This is a genomic window from Grimontia celer (assembly GCF_900055185.1).
Classification (GTDB): Bacteria; Pseudomonadota; Gammaproteobacteria; order Enterobacterales; family Vibrionaceae; genus Enterovibrio; species Enterovibrio celer.
In genome coordinates this window covers 1-22,360 of sequence record NZ_FIZX01000006.1, presented here as the reverse complement: position 1 = coordinate 22,360, position 22,360 = coordinate 1, and the positions used below count along the sequence as shown (strand labels likewise).

The window sequence follows — 22,360 nt, the reverse complement described above, 5'->3', positions numbered from 1 at the left end:
ACAAAAGCACCTATCAAATTTTCAGCAGAAAATTAACGATAGAAACAAACGGAGATCGAGATCACCCAATATTTCAATCAAGTTAAAGTCACCATATTAAAAGGCCAGAAGCGTTAGTGAACACTTACATTAATTACTTTAACTAGCCGATTCAGAGTGTTTTTTGACCTCAATCAATAGGGGGAACACCTTGTCAAAACCGTCAATATTGACGGTTTTGACAAGGTATCAGTTTCTTTTAACGTTTTTAACGGGCGACCCAATTGACCAAAAAACAGAACCGGAGTTTCCTTACATTGCACTGAGCCTGCACGGCCATGTGGATGACCAAGTTCACTTGAGTGGTTATCCATAGCGGGTTCCGGCCTGACCAAATTGATTACGGTCAGAACCAAGTGGAACAAAGCAACTAGTAAGGAACAGCTATGCTTGCCAATCTAAAGAAAACAAAACTTGCAGTAGCCGTCGTTGCGGCCGCAGCGTCGGTACTGACAGCTCCTGTTGTCAGCGCTGCTGATAGAGTAGAACTAACTATCGTACCTGACTTCTACCCACAACTTACTCGTAACTTCAACCCGTTCTTGCAGAACAACTTGAGAACAACTCTGGACTTCGTTTACGAGCCACTGGTTATCTTCAACCAGCTGGACGGTAACACCCCAGTAATGCGTCTCGCGAAGGATTACACTGTTTCAGATGATCTGAGAAAAGTAACTTTCGAAATCCGTGAAGGCGTTAAGTGGTCTGACGGCACACCTTTCACTGCAGAGGACGTGGCATTTACTTACAACCTGATCCGTGAAAACGCAGCGCTTGACCTTGCAGGTAACGCAGCTCTGATCAGCGACGTTAAAGTAAAAGGCAACAACGTTGAAATTTCGCTGAACGAAGCTAACTCTTCAGCACCTTTCAAACTGGTTCAAACGCATCCTGTTCCTAAGCACATCTGGAGCAAGGTCGATAAGCCAGAAGCTTTCGCGAACGAAACTCCAGTTGGTACTGGTCCGTTCACTGAAGTTGATACCTTCACCAGCAACCTGTATGTACAGTGTGAAAACCCTAACTACTGGGATGCTGACAGCGTAGCTATCGACTGTCTGCGTATGCCTCTGATCAACAACAACGACGGTCTGCTGTCTAAGATTGTTGCTTCTGAGCTGGACTGGACTTCTTCGTTCATCCCAGATATCGACGCAGTTTACGCATCAGTAAACAAGAACCACAAATACTGGCCAGCACCAGTAGGCTCTTCTGTTAACCTGCTGGTTAACTTCGAGCACCCAGAAGCAGCTAAGAACGAAGCTCTGACTAACGTTGACTTCCGTCGCGCAATGTCTACTGCTATCGACCGTCAATCAATCATTGACATCGCGTTCTACGGTGCAGGTTCTCCAAACCACTCTGCAGCAGGTATCGCGGCGCTTTACCAAAGCTGGTCTGATCCTGCAACTTACGATGCAGCGAAGAAATTCAACTCATACAACGTTGAGTTTTCTAAAGAGCTGTTGAAGAAAGCAGGCTTCAAAGACATCAATGGTGACGGTTTCGTAGAAACTCCATCAGGTAAGAGCTTTGAACTGGCAATCCAGACTCCTTCTGGCTGGACTGACTGGAACAACACTTCACAACTGGCAGCAGAAAACCTGGCAGATGTGGGTATCAAAGCGAAAGCTGTAACGCCTGACTTCTCTGTTTACAACGAAGCAATGGCTGGTGGTACGTTCGACGTAGCTCTGACTAACTACTTCACAGGTCCAGATCCACACCAGACTTGGGACACTGGCTTCCACTCTCGCTTCATGGCGAAAGAAGGTAACCCACGCTTCGCGATGCACCGCTTCAAGAGCGCGGAAGTAGACGAGCTGCTGGAGAAATTCTACTCAACAGCTGACCGTGCAGAGCAAGTGGAAATGGCTCACAAGATTGAAAAGATCCTTTCTGACAATCAAGTAGTGATTCCAGTTCTGTCTGCGGCTTCTACTTACCAGTTCAACGAATCACGCTTCACTGGCTGGTGGAGTGCGGACAATGCCAAAGGCCGTCCAATGATTTGGCAAGGTATCAATGAGCGTCTGCTGCACATTCTTGACCTTAAGCCAAAAGCTTAATCTCTAAATCTGGCGGCGCATCCGCGCCGCCTCTTTCCAAAGATAAACAATCGGTATTTTTGACCTTGGAGCTTTAATTCTTTGGTCACGGCTTCGTCGTGCCACTTAAGGTGTGAGTTATGGGATTTTTTCTTAATAGATTAATGTTTTATTTTGGCGCATTGCTTATCGCAATCACGCTGAATTTTATTTTACCACGTGCAATGCCCGGCGACCCGGTGACCATGATGTTTGCCAATGCGAGTGTACAGGTAACCCCTGAACGTATCGCGGCAATGAAAGCACTTTTGGGTTTCGTTGATGGCCCTATCCACGTTCAGTTCCTGACTTACGTGAAAAGTATTTTCACCTGGGAACTCGGCGTATCTACCCAATTCTATCCAATGACTGTTAACGAGCTGATTGCTAAATCGCTGGGTTGGACTCTGTTCCTTGCAGGTACTTCCGTAGTGATGGCGTTTTGTATCGGTTCAGTGGTTGGTATCTTCGCGGCATGGCGCCGTGGCAGTCGCTTCGATTCATTCGTATCTCCAGGTTTTATGGCCTTACAGGCAATTCCACCTGTTGTTATCGGCATGCTTATCCTTTTCATATTCGGTATTACACTCAAGTGGTTCCCGACATCTTACGGCATGCCAGAGGGCGCAATCCTCGACTTCACCAGCTGGGAGACTTACAGCGGCATTCTCTACCACGCTTTTCTTCCTCTGTTCTGTGCGACCATCGCGCAAATCGGTGGCTTCCTGATCAACATGCGTAACAACATGATCAACTTGTTGGCAGAAGACTACATCACCATGGCTAAGGGTAAGGGCCTTTCAGAGAACCGTGTTGTCTTCAACTACGCCGCTCGTAACGCCCTGTTGCCAACCGTTACTGCGCTTTCTATGGCGCTGGGTATGGCGGTTGCTGGTCAGCTGGTTGTAGAAATGATTTTCCAATACCCAGGTTTGGGTACTGCGATGCTCAATGCCGTTAACGGCCGTGACTACCAAGTACTTCAAGGCCTTCTGATCATCCTGACCATCGTTATGCTGTGCTTCAACTTCATCGCTGATGTTCTCATCGTTTTGCTTGACCCACGTCTGCGTAAGGGAGGCAAATAATCATGAAAGATTTTCTTAATATTATTCGCGGTAATACAAAGGCTCTGGTAGGCGTCATCTTGATTCTGATGTTTATCATCGCCGCTGTGTTTGCACCATTTCTTTCTCAGTACGACCCGCACAAGCGTACGGGTGCACCACATGAATACCCTGGTTTTGTTGTCAAAATGGCACAGGCTAGTCCAGATGGCTGGGTAGCTGAGAACCTGGCAGATAACCAACGTCGTCTGCGCATGTCAAAAGACGCTGAGCACGTTCTGGGCACTACCCGTCTTGGCCGCGACATCTGGTCTCAGGTGGTTCACGGTGCGCGAACTTCACTGTTCGTTGGCTTCACTGCAGGTATCTTCGTGTGTGTGGTTGCCACAATCATGGGTATCTCAGCAGGTTACTTTGGCGGGCGTGTAGACAACGTGCTGTCGGGTGCGATGAACGTCATGCTGGTTATGCCTCAGCTTCCAATCGTGATGGTAGTAGCAGCATTCGTCGGGCAGGCAGGCCCGCTCACCATCGCCTTGGTAATAGCCTTAACCTCCTGGGCATGGGGCGCCAGGGTAATCCGCTCCCAGACACTGGCAATTCGTGAGAAAGAATTCGTTAAAGCTGCAGAAGTGCTTGGCGAATCCCGCACTCGCATCCTGTTTGTTGAAATCCTGCCAAACCTTATCCCTCTGGTAGGTGCAAGCTTCATCGGCTCTGTGATGTACGCCATCCTGACTGAGTCTGTGCTCTCGTTCATCGGTATGGGCGATCCGAGCGCAGTGAGCTGGGGTTCAATGCTGTACAACGTACGTACCTCTTCAGCAATGCAACTGGGTATCTGGTGGGAAGTACTGGCTCCGTGTTTGGCGCTGAGCTTGCTGTCTCTTGCACTGGCACTGGTTAACTTCGCAGTCGATGAAATCGCTAACCCGCAGTTGCGTGCACAAAAAGGCCTTAAGCGCTGGAAGAAGATGCAAGCAGCAGAAACTCAGTCACGTGCAGAAACTGAGCTGACTCCACAAGTAGCAATGAGCGGAGAGAAATAATGAGCGACGCACAACTACAAATCCGCAACCTATGTGTTGACTACATTACTGACGCGGGCGATGTCCGCGCAGTAAACAACGTAAGCTTTGATATCGGTAAAGGCGAAGTCTTCGGTCTGGCAGGTGAGTCTGGCTGTGGTAAATCCACCGTAGCATTCTCGCTGATGCGTCTTCATAAGCCGCCTGCATTCATCAGCGGCGGTGAAGTACTCTTCAATGGTGAAGACATCATGAAGTACAGCGATGAGCGCATGAGCCGCTTCCGCTGGAAAGAAATCTCCATGGTATTCCAGTCAGCGATGAACGCCCTGAACCCGGTTCTTACCATGGAAGAGCAGTTCTGTGACGTTATCATGCGCCACACCAACATGACCCGCGAACAGGCGAAACGCCGCGCTGAAGGTCTATTGGAAATCGTTGATATCCACCCAAGCCGTTTGACCGACTACCCGCACCAGTTCTCTGGTGGTATGCGTCAGCGTCTGGTTATTGCGATTGCACTGGCTCTGAACCCGAAAATGATCATCATGGACGAGCCGACAACGGCACTGGACGTGGTGGTTCAGCGCGAGATCCTGCAAAAGATCCACGCACTGAAAGAAGAGTTTGGTTTCTCGATTCTGTTCATCACTCACGACCTGTCACTGATGGTCGAGTTCACTGACCGTATCGGCATCATGTATGCGGGCCAGTTGATTGAGGTGGCACCGTCGAAAGAAATCCTCAAAAACCCTTATCACCCTTACACCGAAGGTCTGGCTAGCTCATTCCCTCCACTGACGGGTCCAAAAACACACCTTTCCGGTATTCCAGGCAACCCTTTGAACCTGCTTGAGATCCCACAAGGCTGTCGATTCCAGGCTCGCTGCGGAAAGACCAAAGATACCTGCTTCAAAGTGGCTAACACACTGACTCAGGTAGAGCCAAACCGTTTCACCAACTGCCACCTGTTTACAGGCAAGTAATTGGCTTTAGAGACTTGTAGGAGTGAGCAATGACTAAAGAATTAGGCCAACCGATTGTTGAAGGCAAAAATCTGGTAAAAGATTTCCCTATCAGCAGTAATGCGCTGAACAAGCCAATGATGCGCGCACTGAATGACGTGTCATTCAAACTTTATAAAAGCCGCGGTCTGTCGGTAGTAGGTGAATCTGGTTCAGGTAAATCTACCTCAGCGAAAATGATCGCCAAGATGTATGCACCAACCTCTGGCTCTATTGAGTACAAAGGCCGCGACATCGCGACTATCACCAAGAAAAACGATCTGATGACCTATCGCGAAGGTGTTCAGATGGTATGGCAAGACCCGTTCGGTTCCCTGAACCCAACACACACCATTTTCCACCACATCGCGCGTCCGCTGCACATTCATAAGAAAGCGAGCAGCAACCCGAAAGAGCTGGAAGAACAAGTGTACGACCTGCTGAACCAGGTTGGCCTTACACCGCCAAAAGAAACCGCACAGAAGTACCCTCATCAGCTTTCTGGTGGTCAGCGCCAACGCGTTAACTTAGCGCGTAACATCGCTGTGGGTGCTGAAGTTGTGCTGGCTGACGAACCAACCTCCATGCTCGACGTGTCTATCCGTGCAGGTGTATTGAACCTGATGGAAGAGATGAAGTTCGAGAAGGAAATGGCGCTGCTGTACATCACGCACGACATCGCAACTGCTCGTTACATCGCAGAAGATCTGGCGGTTATGTACGTTGGCCACATGGTGGAGTGGGGTGACTGTGAAGAGATCATTCACCGTCCGCAACACCCATACACACGCCTGCTGGTTTCCGCAGTACCGGATCCTTCGAAATCTATCCACACCGAACTGGAAGGTAACAAAGGCGAAATTCCTCTGTGGACGCCGGATTCTGTTGGCTGTCCATTTGCTGGCCGCTGTCTGCACGCGACAGAAAAATGTCGTGAGGCGTTACCTCCAGTTACCAAGCTGGCGGATAACCACTTCGTTCGCTGCTATCTGTTCGAGTGAGTTTCGGGCTAGAGTTTTAGGAGGTAAAATGCAGCTGTTGATCAATCATATCGGCTATGAGCGCTTCGGCAATAAACAAGCGCTGATCCTTGCAAAGCAAGAAGTCACTGCAACACATGCCGATATTGTAGATTGTCGAACTGGGCAATCGGTGATGCAGCTGCCTGTTTGTGCTTGTGGTTCTGTAGACCAATGGCATACCGGCGACGTTTACCGTATTGATTTCTCTGCACTCAATGAGTGCGGAGATTTCTTCGTCAAAGTGGGGGATGTTTCATCTCAGGCTTTTTCCGTCGCAGAAGGTATTCTGTTCGATCGCACCTTTTCTGATGTGATCCACTACTTTAAATCCCAGCGTTGTACAGGCACGTTTGATCAGCGCGATCGCGCTGTACCTATTCTCGGTACAGATCGTCACGTTGATGTTCATGGCGGTTGGTATGATGCGTCAGGCGACGTCAGCAAATACTTCAGCCACCTTTCATATGCTAACTATTTAAACCCTCAGCAAATTCCGATGGTTGTCTGGAATATGCTGAACACTCTGGAAACCCTTTCTTCAGAACTGGCTCCATTCTCTAAAACCCGTCTGCATGATGAAGCGCTGTTTGGTGCAGATTTTCTCGTTCGCATGCAGGACGCAGAAGGTTTCTTCTACCTGACTGTGTTCGACAAGTGGAGCAAAGACCCATCTCAACGTGATATCTGCGCTTATGAAACCCAGCAAGGTCACAAGACCAACGCATTCCAGGCTGGTTTCCGTCAAGGGGCAGGCGTAGCGATCGCATCACTTGCCGCTGCAGCGCGCTTTGGCGTTAACGGCGAATACGATGTTGAGACTTACCAAAAGACGGCAGAAACGGGCTACTGGCATCTAAAAGAAAACAATACGTCTTACCTGGACGATGGTCAGGAAAACACCATCGACTTTTACTGCGCGCTGCTGGCAACAACAGAACTTTTTAAACTCACCGCCAGCGAGTCATACCTTGAAGAAGCGCGTTATTGGGCAACCCGCCTTGCTGAGCAACAACAGAGTGATGAATATATTAAGCACTTCTGGTCCGCTAACGGCGATGGTTCGCGCCCTTATTTTCATGCTGCTGAAGCAGGCTTGCCTGCGATTTCGCTGATGCAATACCTTCAGGTAGAAGGTGATGACACACTGAAAGCGAAATATACGGAAACCCTTTTCAATGCGCTGAACTTTGAACTCAGCATCTCCGCCGAAGTGAACAACCCGTTCGGTTATCCGCGTCAGTACATCAAGAATGTCGACGCAGAAAAACGCACCAGCTTCTTCGTGGCCCAACGCAACGAGACCGGATACTGGTGGCAAGGTGAAAATGCGCGTCTGGGTTCACTGGCTGCCATGGCATTTATGGCCACCAGCTATGTGCCTGACGAAGAGCAAAAAGCCAAGCTTCGTGAATACGGTCAACATGCCCTGAACTGGATTGTGGGACTCAACCCTTACGACATGTGCATGTTGGACGGCCATGGCCGCAACAACCCTGACTATCTGCCTGATCTTGGCTTTATCAATGCCAAAGGCGGCGTGTGCAACGGCATTACGGCTGGCTTTGAAAACGAGCAGGACATCGCTTTCAAGCCGGAAGGCCAGAAAGAAGACATGCTGCAGAACTGGCGCTGGGGTGAGCAATGGATCCCACATGCGGCTTGGTATCTGTTAGCGATTGCCATGCAAAAGAAGGATGTTGCCCATGGGTAATTTCTTCTGTGGCGTAGACGGTGGTGGTACTTCCTGCCGCGCGCGTATTGTTGATGAACAAGGCCAGTTTTTGGGTGAAGCCAAAACCGGCAGTGCCAACATCCTTTTGGGTGTGGAACTGGCGATGGAGAACATCCAAAGCGCTATTGCTCAAGCGGCTGAACAGGCTGGTATCACCGACCTTTCCACGCTTTCTGTCGGTCTCGCATTAGCAGCTGCTGAGCAACGCTCTGCCTGGCAGGCGTTTATGGGTCTGCCACACCCGTACAAACACATGACCCTGAACACCGACGGTTATGGTGCATGCATGGGCGCATTCAGCGGTGATAACGGTGCCATCGTAATCGCTGGAACAGGCTCTGTCGGTATCTATTTAGAAAACGGTCAACAGCATGTTGTCGGTGGCCGTGAATTCCCAATCTCCGATCAAGGCGGTGGCGCAGTTATGGGATTGCGCCTGATCCAACAAACATTGCTGGCACACGATGGTCTTCGCACCAGTTCAGCTCTGTCAGATCACGTCCTTGCGCACTTCAACCACGACCTCGACGCCATTGTTGAATGGTCTAAAACCGCGAAACCTCGCGATTACGGCCAATTCAGTCCGAAAGTATTCGAACTGGCAATGGAGCGAGATGAACTTGCCATGGAATTACTGCAAGGCTCTGCTGGTGATGTGGAGCGTCTTATCCTCGGTTTGAACCGTAAAGGCGCAACGCAAATCGCGCTGATGGGCAGCATTGGTGAACGTATTGTTCGCTGGCTGTCTCCAGCGGCCCAGTCTTTGCTGGTAAAACCCCAGGCGGATGCCATGGCCGGCGCTATTTTGATGGCGCGCGGTAACCACAATCTTTATCCGTTTTCGAGGTGAGCCATGAATTTTCGCCTAGACCTCAATGTTATTGAAGCGACACCAAGTGAAAGCCGCTTTGCATTAGTGCTTCATAACCTTTCTGAAACTAACATCCAGAACTGGCAGCTGACATTCAGCGCCAGTCGCTATGTGCTGCCAACGTCAGTGTCTCACGGCACGTTAAAACAGATTGGCAGTCTGTGTATTTTTGAAACAGGCGAACCTTTAAACGCAAACGATCATCTGTACCTCGAGTTCAGCCATCCTACTAAGCCTTTCTCCATGCATGATGAAGGCATTGGTGATGCATGCCTGTTGATCACAACAGAAGATGGCGTTAAGGCCGTGCCAGTTGAAACAACACCAATCAATCTCGGCACCCAAACACCAGAACGCCTTCCACTGATACTTCCGGAACCGAAAGCGATCAATCTGATCCCTCAGCCTAAAGCGCTGGTGGTAAAGCAAGGCCAGTTTGCGCTGACTGACGACATCGCGATTCAATCTGACAGTGATATCAGCAAACCTGCAGCACGTTGGCTGGCAGACGAGATGTCTCAACACCTTCGCCGTGAAGTCACCATCAAGCAGGAAGGACAAATCCGTCTGGTTCAGGATAGAAATCTGAAGCCAGAGCATTACCGGGTAAGCGTGACACTCCAGGGCGTGACGATTTCAGCATCCAACGAGGCTGGCTTTGCCCATGGCGTGGCGACTGTACTTCAGCTGCTGCCAACACAGGCATCGCATCGTCATTACTTCGATTACGCCCTGCCATGTGTTGAAGTTGAAGACCATCCACGCTTTGGTTATCGCGGCATGATGCTGGACTGTGCACGTCACTTCCACCCAGTCAGTCGCGTGAAGAACCTGGTCAACCAACTGGCTCGCTTTAAGTTCAACCATTTCCACTGGCACCTGACCGATGACGAAGGCTGGCGAATTCAAATTGATGCGTATCCAGAGTTAACGGAAATCGGTGCTTGGCGTGGGCCTTTCGAAAGCATTGAGCCTCAGTACACTTCGCTGTCCAAAATCCACGGTGGTTTTTACACCAAGGACGAGATCCGCGATGTGATTGCCTTTGCTGCAGAGCGAGGCATCACTGTGGTGCCAGAAATTGATATCCCTGGTCACTGCCGTGCAGCTATCAAATCCCTGCCACAACTGCTGGTTGAAGATGCCGATACCTCAGCGTATCGCAGCATCCAGAACTATAACGACAATGTACTGAACCCGGGTCTTAAGGGCACGTACACCTTCTTGGAAACCGTTTTAAAAGAAGTGTGTGAGCTTTTCCCTGCGCCTTACGTTCACATTGGTGCTGACGAAGTGCCAGAAGGCGTGTGGGTGGACAGCCCAGCTTGCCAAGCCTTGATGAAAACCCACGGCTACAAAGACTTCAAAGATCTACAGGGCCACCTTCTGCGTCACTGTGAAGATTTCCTCAGCACCAAAGGCAAGCAAATGTTCGGCTGGGAAGAGGCCGTGTTTGGCGACAAAGTCAGCAAAGACACAGTGATCTTCTCTTGGCTCAATGAACAATCCGGCGTCGACTGCATTCGCAACGGTTACAACGTTGTGCTTCAGCCAGGGCACGAAACTTACTTGGATATGGCACAAGACTACTCGGCTTGTGAGCCGGGCACAGACTGGGCCTGTAAGGTACCGCTTGAAAAAGCCTACCACTATGAGCCTTTCGCTAACTCAACCGTCACCACAGAAGAGTTTGGGAAAGTGAAAGGAATTCAATGCGCACTTTGGTGCGAGATGACCAATACCCAAAGCCGCTTCGAGTACATGATCTTCCCTCGCCTTCTGGCGATCGCAGAAGTGTGTTGGAGCGCCAAGGAACAGCGGGACTGGGCAGATTTCCAAGCCCGTCTCAGCGGACAACTGCAGTACCTGGATCGTCTGGGTATTAACTATCGTCGGTAATTACTTCAATTTTTTGAGATTTGTAGAAGGATACACGCCATGAAATACGGCTTCTTTGATAACGACAACCGGGAATATGTCATTACCCGCCCTGACGTACCGGCGCCATGGACCAACTATTTAGGTACAGAAAAGTTCTGTACCGTTATTTCACACAACGCAGGTGGCTACTCGTTCTACAACAGCCCTGAGTACAACCGCGTGACCAAATTCCGTCCAAACGGTACCTTCGACCGTCCAGGACACTACGTATACCTGCGTGATGACGAGACTGGCGACTACTGGTCAATCTCTTGGCAACCAGTAGCAAAAAGCCTGGAAGAAGCGTCGTACGAAGTACGTCACGGCTTGTCTTACTCTAAGTTCAAGTGTGAGTACAACGGCATCACGGCACAGAAAACCCTGTTCGTACCAAAAGGCGAAGATGCACAAATTTGGGATGTGAAGATCAAGAACGACGGCGACAAGCCACGCACGATCAGCGCGTTCTCTTTTGTTGAATTCTCATTCAGCCACATCCAGTCTGATAACCAGAACCATCAGATGAGCCTGTACTCTGCAGGTACTTCGTACAACGACGGTGTGATTGAGTACGACCTGTACTACAACACCAATGATTACGAAGGTTTCTACTACATGGCGTCTAGCTTCGACCCTGACAGCTACGACGGTCAGCGTGATAGCTTCCTGGGCATGTACCGTGACGAAGCAAACCCAATTGCAGTAGAGAATGGCCGTTGTTCAAACCACGTTCAAACCTGTTACAACCACTGTGGTTCACTGCACAAGCAATTCGTTATTCAGCCAGGTGAAGAAGTTCGCTTCGTGTTCCTGCTGGGCATTGGCAAAGGCGAAGGTCAGCGTCTACGTGCGAAATACCAGGACATGGCTAACGTTGATGCAGCATTTGCAGCAATCAAAGGCCACTGGGATGAGCGTTGTAACAAGTTCCAGGTAACCTCACCAAACGAAGGTCTGGACACTATGATCAACGCATGGACTCTGTACCAGGCAGAAACTTGTGTGGTTTGGTCTCGCTTCGCATCGTTCATCGAAGTAGGTGGTCGTACTGGTCTGGGCTACCGCGATACCGCGCAAGATGCGATTTCAGTTCCTCACGCAAACCCGCACATGACGCGTAAACGTCTGGTGGATCTGCTGCGTGGTCAGGTGAAAGAAGGCTACGGTTTGCATCTGTTCGATCCAGACTGGTTCGATCCAGAAAAAGCGGACGTTAAACCATCTAAATCACCGACTGTTGTTCCAACTCCAAGCGATGAAGATAAGATCCACGGTATCGAAGACACCTGTTCTGATGACCATCTGTGGATTGTACCAACCATCATTAACTACATTCAGGAAACTGGCGAAGAGAGCTTCCTTGATGAGATGATCCCATACGCAAACGGTGGTGATGCATCAGTTTACGAGCACATGAAAGCAGCTCTGGACTTCTCTGCTGAGTACGTAGGTCAAACCGGTATCTGTAAAGGTCTGCGTGCAGACTGGAACGACTGTCTGAACCTGGGTGGCGGTGAGTCAGCAATGACATCATTCCTGCACTTCTGGGCACTGCAAGAGTTCATTCAACTGGCTAAATACAAAGGTCAGGAAGCCGACGTTCAGAAGTACACCGAAATGGCAGCAAATCTCCGCGAAGCGTGTGAAAAACACCTTTGGGATGATGAAGGTGGCTGGTATATCCGTGGTCTGACAAAAGATGGCGACAAGATCGGTACAGCGCAACAAGCTGAAGGTCGTGTTCACCTTGAGTCAAACACTCTGGCAGTGCTGTCTGGTCTGGCATCACAAGAACGTGGTGAGAAGGCCATGGATGCGGTTGATGAGAACCTTTACTGTGAGTACGGTCTGCACCTGAACTCCCCATCATTCGCAACGCCAAACGATGACATTGGCTTCGTCACTCGCGTATACCAAGGCGTGAAAGAAAATGGCGCAATCTTCTCGCATCCAAACCCATGGGCATGGGTTGCAGAAACCAAACTGGGCCGTGGTGACCGCGCGATGAAGTTCTACGACGCACTGAACCCATTCAACCAAAACGACATGATCGAGAAGCGTGTTGCTGAACCTTACTCTTACGTTCAGTTCATCATGGGTCGTGACCACGAAAACCATGGCCGCGCAAACCACCCATGGCTGACAGGTACGTCTGGTTGGGCTTACTTCGCGGTAACTAACTTCATTCTGGGTGTACAAACTGGTTTCGACGGTCTGATCGTAGACCCATGTATCCCAACAAGCTGGCCTGGTTTCGAAGTTCGTCGTGAATGGCGCGATGCGACTTACAACATCAAGGTTGAAAACCCGAACAGCGTTAGCAAAGGCGTGAAATCAATCACTCTGAACGGTGAGACTGTTGAAGGTGCAATTCCTGCACAAGCGGCAGGCTCTGTGAACGAAGTGGTTGTTGTTCTGGGCTAATCACAAAAAACGGGGCTGAATCAGCCCCGTTATTTGTCTGTTTCTAAAGGAGTTCAACCATGATCCAATTTGGTACCGGTGGCTGGCGTGCACTGATTGGCGAAGAGTTTACCCGCGATAACGTGCGACTCGTTGCCCAGAGCCTTGCCAACATCATGATCAATGAAAACGCGATCGAGCCTGGCTTTGTTATCGGTTATGACCGCCGCTTTCTGTCTGACAAAGCGGCAGAATGGTTTGCAAGCGTGCTAGCCGCAAACGGCATCACAGTTAGCTTTATCGACAAATACGTTCCAACCCCTATCGTCATGTTCAAGGCGAAGGAAATGGAAACCCACTACTCGGCGTGTATCACCGCTTCGCACAACCCTGCGGATTACAATGGTGTCAAAGTCTTTATCAAAGGCGGCCGCGACGCAGACGAAATCATCACTGCGAAGATTGAAGAGCAAATCAGTCAACTTCAACTGAGCGATGTGAAAACCATCGACTTCGAAGATGCGGTTGAAGCAGGCTCGGTCAAAATCATCAACCCGATGAACGAATTCGTGGATTCGATTATCAATTTCATCGACATTGAAGCGATCAAGAAAGCCAACCTGCGCGTGCTGATCGACCCTATGTTCGGTGTGGCGAAAAACGCCCTGCAAACCGTTCTTATCTCTGGCCGCTGTGATGTTGACGTGATCAACGACGGTGCAAACCCAGGCTTCGGCGGTTTGATGCCATCACCAAGTGCTGCAACGCTTTATCGCCTAAAACATTTGGTCGCCCATGAAGGTTACGACATCGGTATTGGTACCGATGGTGATGCAGACCGTCTTGGCATCATCGACGAGAAAGGTAACTTCATTCACCCGAACGAAGTCCTGTTGCTGCTGTACTACTACATGCTGAAGTACAAAGGCTGGAAAGGCTCTGTAGTACGTAACATCGCGACCACTCACCTGCTGGATAAAGTCGCCGCAGACCATGACGAGAAGAGTTTTGAAGTGCCTGTTGGCTTCAAACACATCAGCTCACAAATGGAAGCAGATGACTCTTTGATTGGCGGCGAAAGCTCTGGTGGCCTGACAATCCGCGGCCACATCAAAGGTAAAGATGGCGTATTCGCTTCAAGCTTATTGGTGGAAATGATCAGCGTAACGGGCAAGAAGCTATCTGAATTGCTTGATGAAATCTATAGCAAGTATGGCTATGCCTACACAGCTGAAGGTGATTGCACGTTCAAAGCTTCTCAGCGCGAAGAGCTCTACAACAAGATTTATGTAGAAAAAGCGCTGCCAGAATTTGCTTATGAGATTGAAAAAGTTAGCTATGCCGATGGCCTGAAGGTTTACTTCAAGAACGGCGGTTGGGCATTGGCGCGCTTCTCAGGCACCGAGCCACTACTGCGTATTTTCGTGGAGTGGGAAGACAAAGACACCGCGGAAGCTCTGGTTAAACAAATCAAAGAGTTCCTGTACGTTTGATGTCCAAAATGAACAGGTTAATCCACTAAATTGGCAACAATGCTGTTCATTCCTGCAAACCGAAAGGTTTTTGCAACAAGGGTAGCTTAGCTACCCTTTCTTTTATCTGCTGAGGGTGCATTCACGAAAAGAGAGGTCACCGACAACGAGCATAGCGTCGTCTCCTTTTGTATATAGCCCCACAGAGCCATCTTCCAGTTCATATTGCGCGCCGGAAGCAGATCGAATTCGGGGGAGTTCATACTCAGCATCATTTATATGAATCAACGCATAGTCTGACATCACCATAGCACCGAACATCTGGCCATCCTCACACGCATATTGGTGAGGCAATGGGGAAGCACAAGCGGCCAGCAGAGAGGCTGTCACCGTAACGCCAAGTAATCTTTTCATCATTCTTCTCCATCACTGCGTTCTCATATACCCATATATCTCATCATGAATGCAAAAATTAATATGAAAACCTAGTCACAACATTTCATTCTAGTTTGATCCAAGGCGAAGCTTTGCTTCAAAACAAGATATTGAAAATATGAAATTTGAATAAATTAACGAGGAAAAATAAAGAGCGCATATTGAACGATATGTATAGCCATTTTTCTGTACATTGTGCGGTCAACGAAAACATTCTGTTGAAATAGCCCCCATTTCAATGTCAATCGATGACCGAAATTGCAAAAGGAAAAGTCTTCCGTCGCAACTAATTACCCTGCCTTTTTTCATCGCTATGCTCTTCTATGATTTATTTCGCGTTGGAAATTAAAGGAGTAAACTGATGTTAAAACACGCTTTATTGGCGGCCGCTGTATCTGGAGCATTAGCGGCACCGAGTTATGCAGTCTCTTCGCAGGAGTTAACTCAGTTGGGCCAAGGTCTCGACCTGACGTACTCAGTCATCGATAACCAGCAAGATGAGTGGCGTACATTTAAAGGTGTCATTTCTCTCACCAATGACAGCACAACCGCGCTGCCATCGTCAGGATGGGCTATTTACTTCAGCCACATCCGCATGATCAAACCTTTAGCAACAGACACGCTTAAGGTTTCTCACGTTAACGGTGATATCTTCAAGATCGAACCTACCGCTTCTTTTTCTCCCCTCGCACCGGGACAGTCGCTTGATATCGAATTCTTATCCGAATTCTGGCAAGTGGCGAAAACCGACGTTATGCCAAACTGGTATCTGGTTTCCGACAGTGGTGATACCGCTCTGATTGTCAGCACAAGCAACACCATCAACGGAGAAGTGCCTACCAAGCCAGGTGAAGAGCTACCTTTCGTTTCTGATTTTGACACTGAGCTACAGTGGAAACGCTATGGCGGCAGCATCACCGATTTCTACGACCCGTTCACGGCTGCCGATCGCTACGCGAAAAACAGCGATCTCAGCAAGATTGCTGACGCAAAGGGGGTTATCCCTACACCTGCATCAATTAGCTTCGGGGAAGGTGAGCTCACTATCGATCCATCTTGGGTAGTGGTTTACGACAACGGCTACCAAACCCAGGCAGAGTTTATCGCTAAGCAGTTTGGCTTAACCGCAGCACCTTGGTCTCCAAATCAATCCAAAGTGATTCATGTTGGCTGGGGGCAAGTCACCATTGATGGTAAAGCCAAGTGGGAAGAAGCTTACGAGTTGAGTGTATCCGCAGCAGAAGAAAAGATTGAGATCAACGCTGTTGATGCCGCAGGTGCGTTGTATGCGGCACAATCACTTATTCAATTAACAGACAACGGCACTGTGCCTGAAGCGTCAATCGCTGATGCCCCACGCTTTGCTTACCGTGGACTTTCCATTGACGCAGCGCGTAACTTCCGCAGCAAAGAGTCTGTATTGGAGTTACTCGATCAGATGGCTGCAGTGAAACTGAATAAACTGCATCTTCGCCTGAGTGACGATGAAGCATGGCGTATTGAAATCCCAGAGTTGCCAGAACTCGCTGACGTTGGCTCAAAACGCTGTCATGACCTTACTGAAACTACGTGTGTATTGCCATTCCTTGGCGCTGGCCCTGATGGCACAGCCGAATCAAATGGCTTCTACACCCAGGCTGACTACAAGGAAATCCTAGCCGCTGCTAAAGCGCTAAGCATTGAGGTGATCCCTGAAGTCGATATGCCAGGCCACGCGCACGCCGCTATCAAAGCGATGGACGCACGCTATGAGAAATTTGCCGCGCAAGGTGATTTGGTCAAAGCCAATGAGTTTCGCCTGAGCGATCCTGACGACACCACTGAATACCTGTCAGTACAGATGTTCACTGACAACGCAATGAACGTTTGTATGGAATCAACCTACAACTTCGTTGATACCGTTGTTGGTTCATTGGTTGCGCTTCATCAGGATATTCAGCCACTCAAAACCTTCCACTTCGGTGGTGATGAAATCGCTGGTGCATGGAAAGACTCTCCCGTCTGTCAGGCATTCCTTGCAGATAACAGCCATGGCATCTCTACCATTGACGAGCTAAGCCAATACTTCGTTGAACGTATCTCTGCCATTACGGCGAACCACAACCTTGATCTGGGTGGTTGGGAAGATGGCCTGATGCACAACAACAAAGTTTACCCACGTGGTGAAATGGTGAACGCGCTGGTGACTGGTAATGCATGGCAGAATATCTGGGAATGGGGCGTTGCAGACCGCGCTTACAACCTTGCCAACAATGGCTATGGCGTGATTTATAACCAAGCAACTCACTTCTACTTCGACCACCCGCATGAGCCAGATCCAGAAGAGCGCGGTTATTACTGGGCTCCACGTTTCACTGACACCCGTAAGTCATTCGGCTTTATGCCAGATGACTTGTACGCGAATGCCGACTTTACCCGTGCTGGCGCGCCAATCACTAAAGAAGAAGTCCTCAACGCTGCTGGTGTGAAAACGCTTGAGCGTCCAGAAAACGTTCTGGGTCTTCAAGGCTCTATCTGGAGTGAAACTATCCGTACAGAAGCGCAGTTCGAAGGCATGACCTTCCCTCGCGCAATCGCGTTGGCAGAGCGTGCTTGGTATTCGGCGTCATGGGAAGCTCACGATGCAGACGGCAAGTTGGTTGATGAGGCGGCACGTAATGCTGGCTACAATCAGTTCGCAAACCTTGTTGCGAAAAACATCATGCCTAGTCTGGAAGAAGGTGGTATCGCCTTTAACCTGCCAGTACCTGGCGGCATCATCGAAGCTGGCGTATTGAAAGCGAACAGTGCTTTCCCTGGCCTTGCGATTGAATACTCCGTTGACAATGGTCAAAGCTGGCAAGCCTATGATACGAATCAAGCGCCTGCAGTGACTAGTGCACTTATCCGCACCGTATCAGGAGATCGCTCAAGCCGAGTTGCTGAAGTGAAATAAAGATCCGCTTATTTATCTACTACAACGCCTTGGTCATTAATGACCAAGGCGTTTTTTATTGTAAGCAGAATTGGCATATCAAGCACAGTACGAGCTTAGTTTTCTAACCTTAACAATAATTAACCTTTCATCCACCCTCGGTTAATTCAATCTTCGCTAAGCTATTTCCACGTCAGCATTTGCAGACTGGCGAATTTAGAAAATTACAGTTCCCCCAAACTGGCGTTGGCTCGCATTCTCAGTGCGAGCCTGTTTTTATTTTTAAGTAGTGTAATGAGTAAAACGTAAGATATTCATGTGCCTATGGAGGAAACATGAAAATACTCATCGTTGAAGACGACAGTACAACAAGAGACTTTATTGCCAAGGCGCTGAAAGAGCATGGGTATGCTGTTGATATCGCTGAAGATGGACAGAATGGTCTGATGATGGCACTGAGCAGCCAGTATCAGTTGGTCATACTCGATCGCATGCTACCAAACCTCGATGGGATGAAAGTACTTACCGCGCTGAAGTCTGCAGAGCCCGAGCTTCCCATTCTTATTCTTAGTGCACTAGATAGCGTCAAAGACAAAGTGGATGGCCTAACCGCTGGGAGCGATGACTATCTCACCAAACCTTTTGCCCTTGCAGAATTGATTGCCCGCGTCGATATCATTATTAACAGAGCACATCGTCATCAACCCGTTACTAGTGAGCTGGTTTACGACTGTCTCAAGATCAACCTGAAAACGCATAGCGCCCAATGCCATCATCACCAGCTCTCCTTACAGCCCAAAGAGCTGCGTTTGCTTCAATATTTCATTGAACACAACGAGCAGGTGGTGTCTCGTATGCGTCTGTTTGAGGCTATTTGGAGCTATCATTTTGATCCTAAAACCAATGTTATTGATGTGCACATAGCGAATCTGCGTAAAAAACTCGAAGAGGCTGGCTGTTCAGATATTTTGCACACGGTGCGCGGAGCAGGTTATGTTCTTCGCCGATAACTACACACTAACCCGCTCATCTGTATTTAAAACTTTGGTGGGGCTTTTTCTCTTGATTGCTTCGATCAATGTCGTCGTCATTTATCTTGTTTACACGGGTTCAGAGGCTTTTCACAGAGAGCAACTGACAGATCAGCTTAATGATGAGATCTCCGAGTTTAAATATGCTGCTCGATCCAACCGATACGAGGTTGAACAACTCCTGGCGGCAAAGAAAACCACAGAGCGACTTTTTTATTACCAATTAAGAGATAGTCCATCTATTCAGGTAGGTGAATACCCAATGCACCGCCTACCTCAATCCTACACTCAAATCTCTCTCGCTCCAGACTACCACTTAGAGGTTCGTGTAGATCCTGCCAAGTTAGAAGCCTTTCGGAATGCACTTGTGCCTATCGTCTTCTCTGGCATTTTGCTACCGATTGCTTTGATGCTTATTGTCGCCTTTTCCTTCAGCGTTCAAATCCAGCAGAGATTGGAACGGGTGAATCTTGCAATGAACCGGTTTGTCTGCGGGGAGAGTGATGTGAAGCTCTCCGTTTCCCGCCGAGATGACGAGTTTGACATCCTCGCTATTCATCTCAACTTTATGATTGAGCAGATGACGAAGAATGAGGCTACTTTACGCTCTCTAACAACGGGGCTCGCTCATGACATGCGAACACCGATGGCCAGATTGAAGCTTAGATTAGAGCAAACACTAAATAGTCCGACACTTCTTCCCGACCAAGCCAAGGACATTGGAGCCTGTCATGATGAGCTTGAACTGCTGCTCTCCATGTTCAATAGCATGCTAGAGATCGCCAAACTTAATACCCTTGAGACAAAGATTGAAGAACAAAGCGTAGATTTAAGTTTGGTGACTCAAGATGCCATCGAGTTTATCCAACCTCTAATTGAACAAAAACAGCAAACACTATCCTTTCGCCAAGACCAAATATGCCAGTTGAAAGGGGATCGCTCTCTCCTATTCCGCGCAGTATTTAATTTGATTGAAAACGCAGTGAAGTACTCGCCGGAGCAAGGGACCATTGAAGTGGTTGTTGATAGCTATGGTGTTGTGGTTGCTGACAATGGTATCGGGATAAACGATGAAGACAAACTATCGGTATACAAACCCATGTATCGCGCAGATAAAAGCCGAACTGAATCCGGCTGCGGACTCGGATTAGCTTTAGTCGATGCGGTTGTCAGTCGGCATAAAGCGAGTCTTTTGATTCGAGATAATCATCCAGGAACCAGGGTTCGGATCTTGTTGGACCCGATCCAAACCCATGCTGAGTAGGAGCAATCATTTAACTTGCAGCAACAGCACTTTCATGTCTGTTTGCCATGGCTTGTGCAATTAACTCCGCTTCTGTTCCAACGATAACCTGCAGGTTCTTATCACCCAGTTTTACCACACCCAGAGCACCTAGTTCGGTCAGTGTTTCCTCGTCAATACGGCTGACATCTTTCAGCGTTAAACGAAGACGTGTGATACAAGCGTCTATGCTCACAAGGTTACTTCTTCCTCCCAATGCTGACACATAAGCTTCAGCGCGATCATCGACTGGTAATAACTGCTGTTTCGCATCAACCGATTCCCTGCCTGGCGTTTTCAGGTCAAACTTCTCGATCGCAAAGCGGAATACTGCATAGTAAATCGCAGCAAAACACAGACCTTGAACAATCAACATGTAAGGCTTGATGGCAAGCGGCAAGTTGAACGACAACACGAAGTCAATCAAACCGCCAGAGAAGGTAAATCCAGCAAACCACTGCATGCTCGCCGCAATAAAGAGCGACAACCCTGTCAGTACGGCGTGAATGACATACAGCACAGGTGCCACAAACATAAAGGCGAATTCGATGGGCTCTGTCACACCGGTGATTATTGCGGTTACTGCAGCAGCCCCCAAAATGCCGCCAACCTTCGCTTTATTTTCTGGTTTTGCACAGTGGTACATTGCCAAACATGCGGCTGGCAAACCGTAGCCCATTACTGGGAAAAAGCCCGCTTGATACATGCCTGTCACGCCCAACTCACCGGTTCCAGACCAGAATTTTGAAATATCGCTGATCCCAACAAGATCAAAGATAAACACTTGGTTCAGTGCATGGTGAAGGCCAACTGGAATCAATAGACGGTTAAAGAAGCCATAGACACCCGCACCTACTGCGCCCATTTCAGAGATAGCGACACCAAAGTTAACCAAAGCACCATAAACTGTCGGCCACACGTACACCATCAAGATACTGATGCCAATCGCAGAGAAAGAGGTAACGATAGGTACAAAGCGCCGACCACCAAAGAAGCCCAGTGCCGTCGGCAACTGAATATTGTGGAATCGGTTATATAAAACCGCCGCCACAATCCCCATTAATATACCGGTAAAGGCACTTACCGCAGCCCCTGAGGCAATAACCTGAGCTTGAGACATATCAGCGACAGGTACGCCAGTTATCTGAGAAATCACATTGATGTTCCCAACAACCATTTCCACAATGAGAAGCCCCAGAAGACCAGACAATGCCGCCGCACCATTGTTATCTTTAGCTAAACCGTAGGCGACGCCTGCTGCAAACAGCCAAGCCTGGTTATCCATGATCCCTTTCCCACCAAACACTAAGATGGTTGCCAGTGGACTGTTCGCCCCCCAACCAGTTGGGTCAATGGCATAGCCCAATCCCAACATTAAGCCGCCCGCGGGCAGCACGGCAATCGGCACCATTAATGCCTTACCGACTTGTTGTAAATATCCCAAAATATTCACGTTAACACTCCCTCCATTTCAATCCGTTAGGCCATTTCTGAACGTTAAAATGACCATGTCAGAGTAGAGCGAGTGCGATTAACGTGACCTTTTAGCAGCATTAACAAAAATTAATATTGGGAAAATTTAGGCAGCCGAGATCTCAAATCTCGTTAATTCGGATAATTGAGTGGTGATGAAAGGAGACAAAGAGGGCTTTGAGAAAGGACAAACGCAAAAAGGCCATCCTTGCGGATGGCCTTTTTGACTGTATTGGAAGCCTGGCGATGTCCTACTCTCACATGGGGAGACCCCACACTACCATCGGCGCTGTTACGTTTCACTACTGAGTTCGGCATGGAGTCAGGTGGGTCCATAACGCTATGGTCGCCAAGCAAATTCTGCTAAGTCTTCACCTTTAAAAAAGGTCAAAACCAAAATCTTGGAAAGCTGTTTCTGTGTTCTCTACACATTCAAGGTTCTATTCGAGTCCGTCAAAACCCCTTGGGTGTTGTATGGTTAAGCCTCACGGGCAATTAGTATCAGTTAGCTCAACGCCTCGCAGCGCTTACACACCTGACCTATCTACGTCGTAGTCTCCAACAACCCTTTAGAGGACTT

At 48.9% G+C, this 22,360-nt stretch carries 15 protein-coding genes and 2 rRNA genes; 13 read left to right on the top strand and 4 right to left on the bottom strand.

The window, feature by feature from the left end; all coding sequences use genetic code 11:
* The first annotated feature begins 425 nt into the window (after nucleotides 1-425).
* The 10 genes from GCE9029_RS22545 (at nucleotide 426) to GCE9029_RS22500 (ending at nucleotide 14,666) form a co-directional block, all read left to right on the top strand.
* Nucleotides 426-2,108, top strand: a complete 1,683-nt coding sequence (locus GCE9029_RS22545) for an ABC transporter substrate-binding protein (RefSeq protein ID WP_062667160.1) — start codon at nucleotides 426-428, stop codon at nucleotides 2,106-2,108.
* A 119-nt stretch (nucleotides 2,109-2,227) separates the two neighbouring features.
* Nucleotides 2,228-3,214 carry an ABC transporter permease gene (locus tag GCE9029_RS22540; protein ID WP_002540447.1) on the top strand — a complete coding sequence of 329 codons (987 nt, stop codon included), beginning with the start codon at nucleotides 2,228-2,230 and terminating at the stop codon, nucleotides 3,212-3,214.
* Nucleotides 3,215-3,216: 2 nt separating this feature from the next.
* The gene (locus tag GCE9029_RS22535; protein WP_062667158.1) at nucleotides 3,217-4,242 is read left to right on the top strand and encodes an ABC transporter permease; all 1,026 of its coding nucleotides are present in this window, start codon (nucleotides 3,217-3,219) and stop codon (nucleotides 4,240-4,242) included.
* Nucleotides 4,242-5,207, top strand: coding sequence for an ABC transporter ATP-binding protein (locus GCE9029_RS22530; protein WP_002540449.1), 966 nt, complete (start codon nucleotides 4,242-4,244; stop codon nucleotides 5,205-5,207). The genes GCE9029_RS22535 and GCE9029_RS22530 overlap by 1 nt, the downstream gene beginning before the upstream one ends.
* Before the next feature lie 29 nt (nucleotides 5,208-5,236).
* On the top strand, nucleotides 5,237-6,226 hold the full coding sequence (locus GCE9029_RS22525; protein WP_062667156.1) for an ABC transporter ATP-binding protein: 990 nt from the start codon (nucleotides 5,237-5,239) through the stop codon (nucleotides 6,224-6,226).
* Nucleotides 6,227-6,254: 28 nt separating this feature from the next.
* Nucleotides 6,255-7,958, top strand: coding sequence for a glycoside hydrolase family 9 protein (locus GCE9029_RS22520; RefSeq protein ID WP_062667153.1), 1,704 nt, complete (start codon nucleotides 6,255-6,257; stop codon nucleotides 7,956-7,958).
* Complete coding sequence (locus GCE9029_RS22515) at nucleotides 7,951-8,829, top strand: glucosamine kinase nucleotide-binding domain-containing protein (protein ID WP_062667151.1); 879 nt, start codon at nucleotides 7,951-7,953, stop codon at nucleotides 8,827-8,829. Before GCE9029_RS22520 ends, GCE9029_RS22515 begins: the two co-directional genes overlap by 8 nt.
* A 3-nt stretch (nucleotides 8,830-8,832) precedes the next feature.
* Entirely contained in the window at nucleotides 8,833-10,749 is a 1,917-nt protein-coding gene (locus tag GCE9029_RS22510; protein ID WP_062667148.1) for a beta-N-acetylhexosaminidase, read from the top strand.
* A 39-nt stretch (nucleotides 10,750-10,788) separates the two neighbouring features.
* Nucleotides 10,789-13,194 (top strand): glycoside hydrolase family 94 protein, encoded by a 2,406-nt coding sequence (locus GCE9029_RS22505; RefSeq protein ID WP_062667146.1) that lies wholly within the window; start codon nucleotides 10,789-10,791, stop codon nucleotides 13,192-13,194.
* Between the two features lie 59 nt (nucleotides 13,195-13,253).
* Nucleotides 13,254-14,666, top strand: coding sequence for a phosphoglucomutase/phosphomannomutase family protein (locus tag GCE9029_RS22500; protein WP_062667143.1), 1,413 nt, complete (start codon nucleotides 13,254-13,256; stop codon nucleotides 14,664-14,666).
* Nucleotides 14,667-14,768: 102 nt separating this feature from the next.
* Here the strand turns inward: GCE9029_RS22500 and GCE9029_RS22495 are convergent, their stop codons facing one another.
* Entirely contained in the window at nucleotides 14,769-15,062 is a 294-nt protein-coding gene (locus GCE9029_RS22495; protein ID WP_231870187.1) for an MliC family protein, read from the bottom strand.
* 379 nt (nucleotides 15,063-15,441) lie between these two features.
* Between GCE9029_RS22495 and GCE9029_RS22490 the strand changes: the two genes are divergently transcribed.
* From GCE9029_RS22490 to GCE9029_RS22480, 3 genes are all read left to right on the top strand, one after another.
* Nucleotides 15,442-18,015 (top strand): beta-N-acetylhexosaminidase, encoded by a 2,574-nt coding sequence (locus GCE9029_RS22490; RefSeq protein WP_063856924.1) that lies wholly within the window; start codon nucleotides 15,442-15,444, stop codon nucleotides 18,013-18,015.
* 314 nt (nucleotides 18,016-18,329) lie between these two features.
* Complete coding sequence (locus GCE9029_RS22485; RefSeq protein WP_062667138.1) at nucleotides 18,330-19,004, top strand: response regulator transcription factor; 675 nt, start codon at nucleotides 18,330-18,332, stop codon at nucleotides 19,002-19,004.
* Complete coding sequence (locus GCE9029_RS22480) at nucleotides 18,988-20,289, top strand: sensor histidine kinase (protein ID WP_062667136.1); 1,302 nt, start codon at nucleotides 18,988-18,990, stop codon at nucleotides 20,287-20,289. Before GCE9029_RS22485 ends, GCE9029_RS22480 begins: the two co-directional genes overlap by 17 nt.
* 10 nt (nucleotides 20,290-20,299) lie before the next feature.
* Here the strand turns inward: GCE9029_RS22480 and nagE are convergent, their stop codons facing one another.
* The 3 genes from nagE to GCE9029_RS22465 form a co-directional block, all read right to left on the bottom strand.
* Complete coding sequence (nagE, locus tag GCE9029_RS22475) at nucleotides 20,300-21,760, bottom strand: N-acetylglucosamine-specific PTS transporter subunit IIBC (protein WP_062667134.1); 1,461 nt, start codon at nucleotides 21,758-21,760, stop codon at nucleotides 20,300-20,302.
* Between the two features lie 258 nt (nucleotides 21,761-22,018).
* Nucleotides 22,019-22,134: ribosomal RNA gene (rrf, locus tag GCE9029_RS22470) — 5S ribosomal RNA — on the bottom strand.
* A 120-nt stretch (nucleotides 22,135-22,254) separates the two neighbouring features.
* Nucleotides 22,255-22,360: ribosomal RNA gene (locus GCE9029_RS22465) — 23S ribosomal RNA — on the bottom strand; the annotation flags it as partial.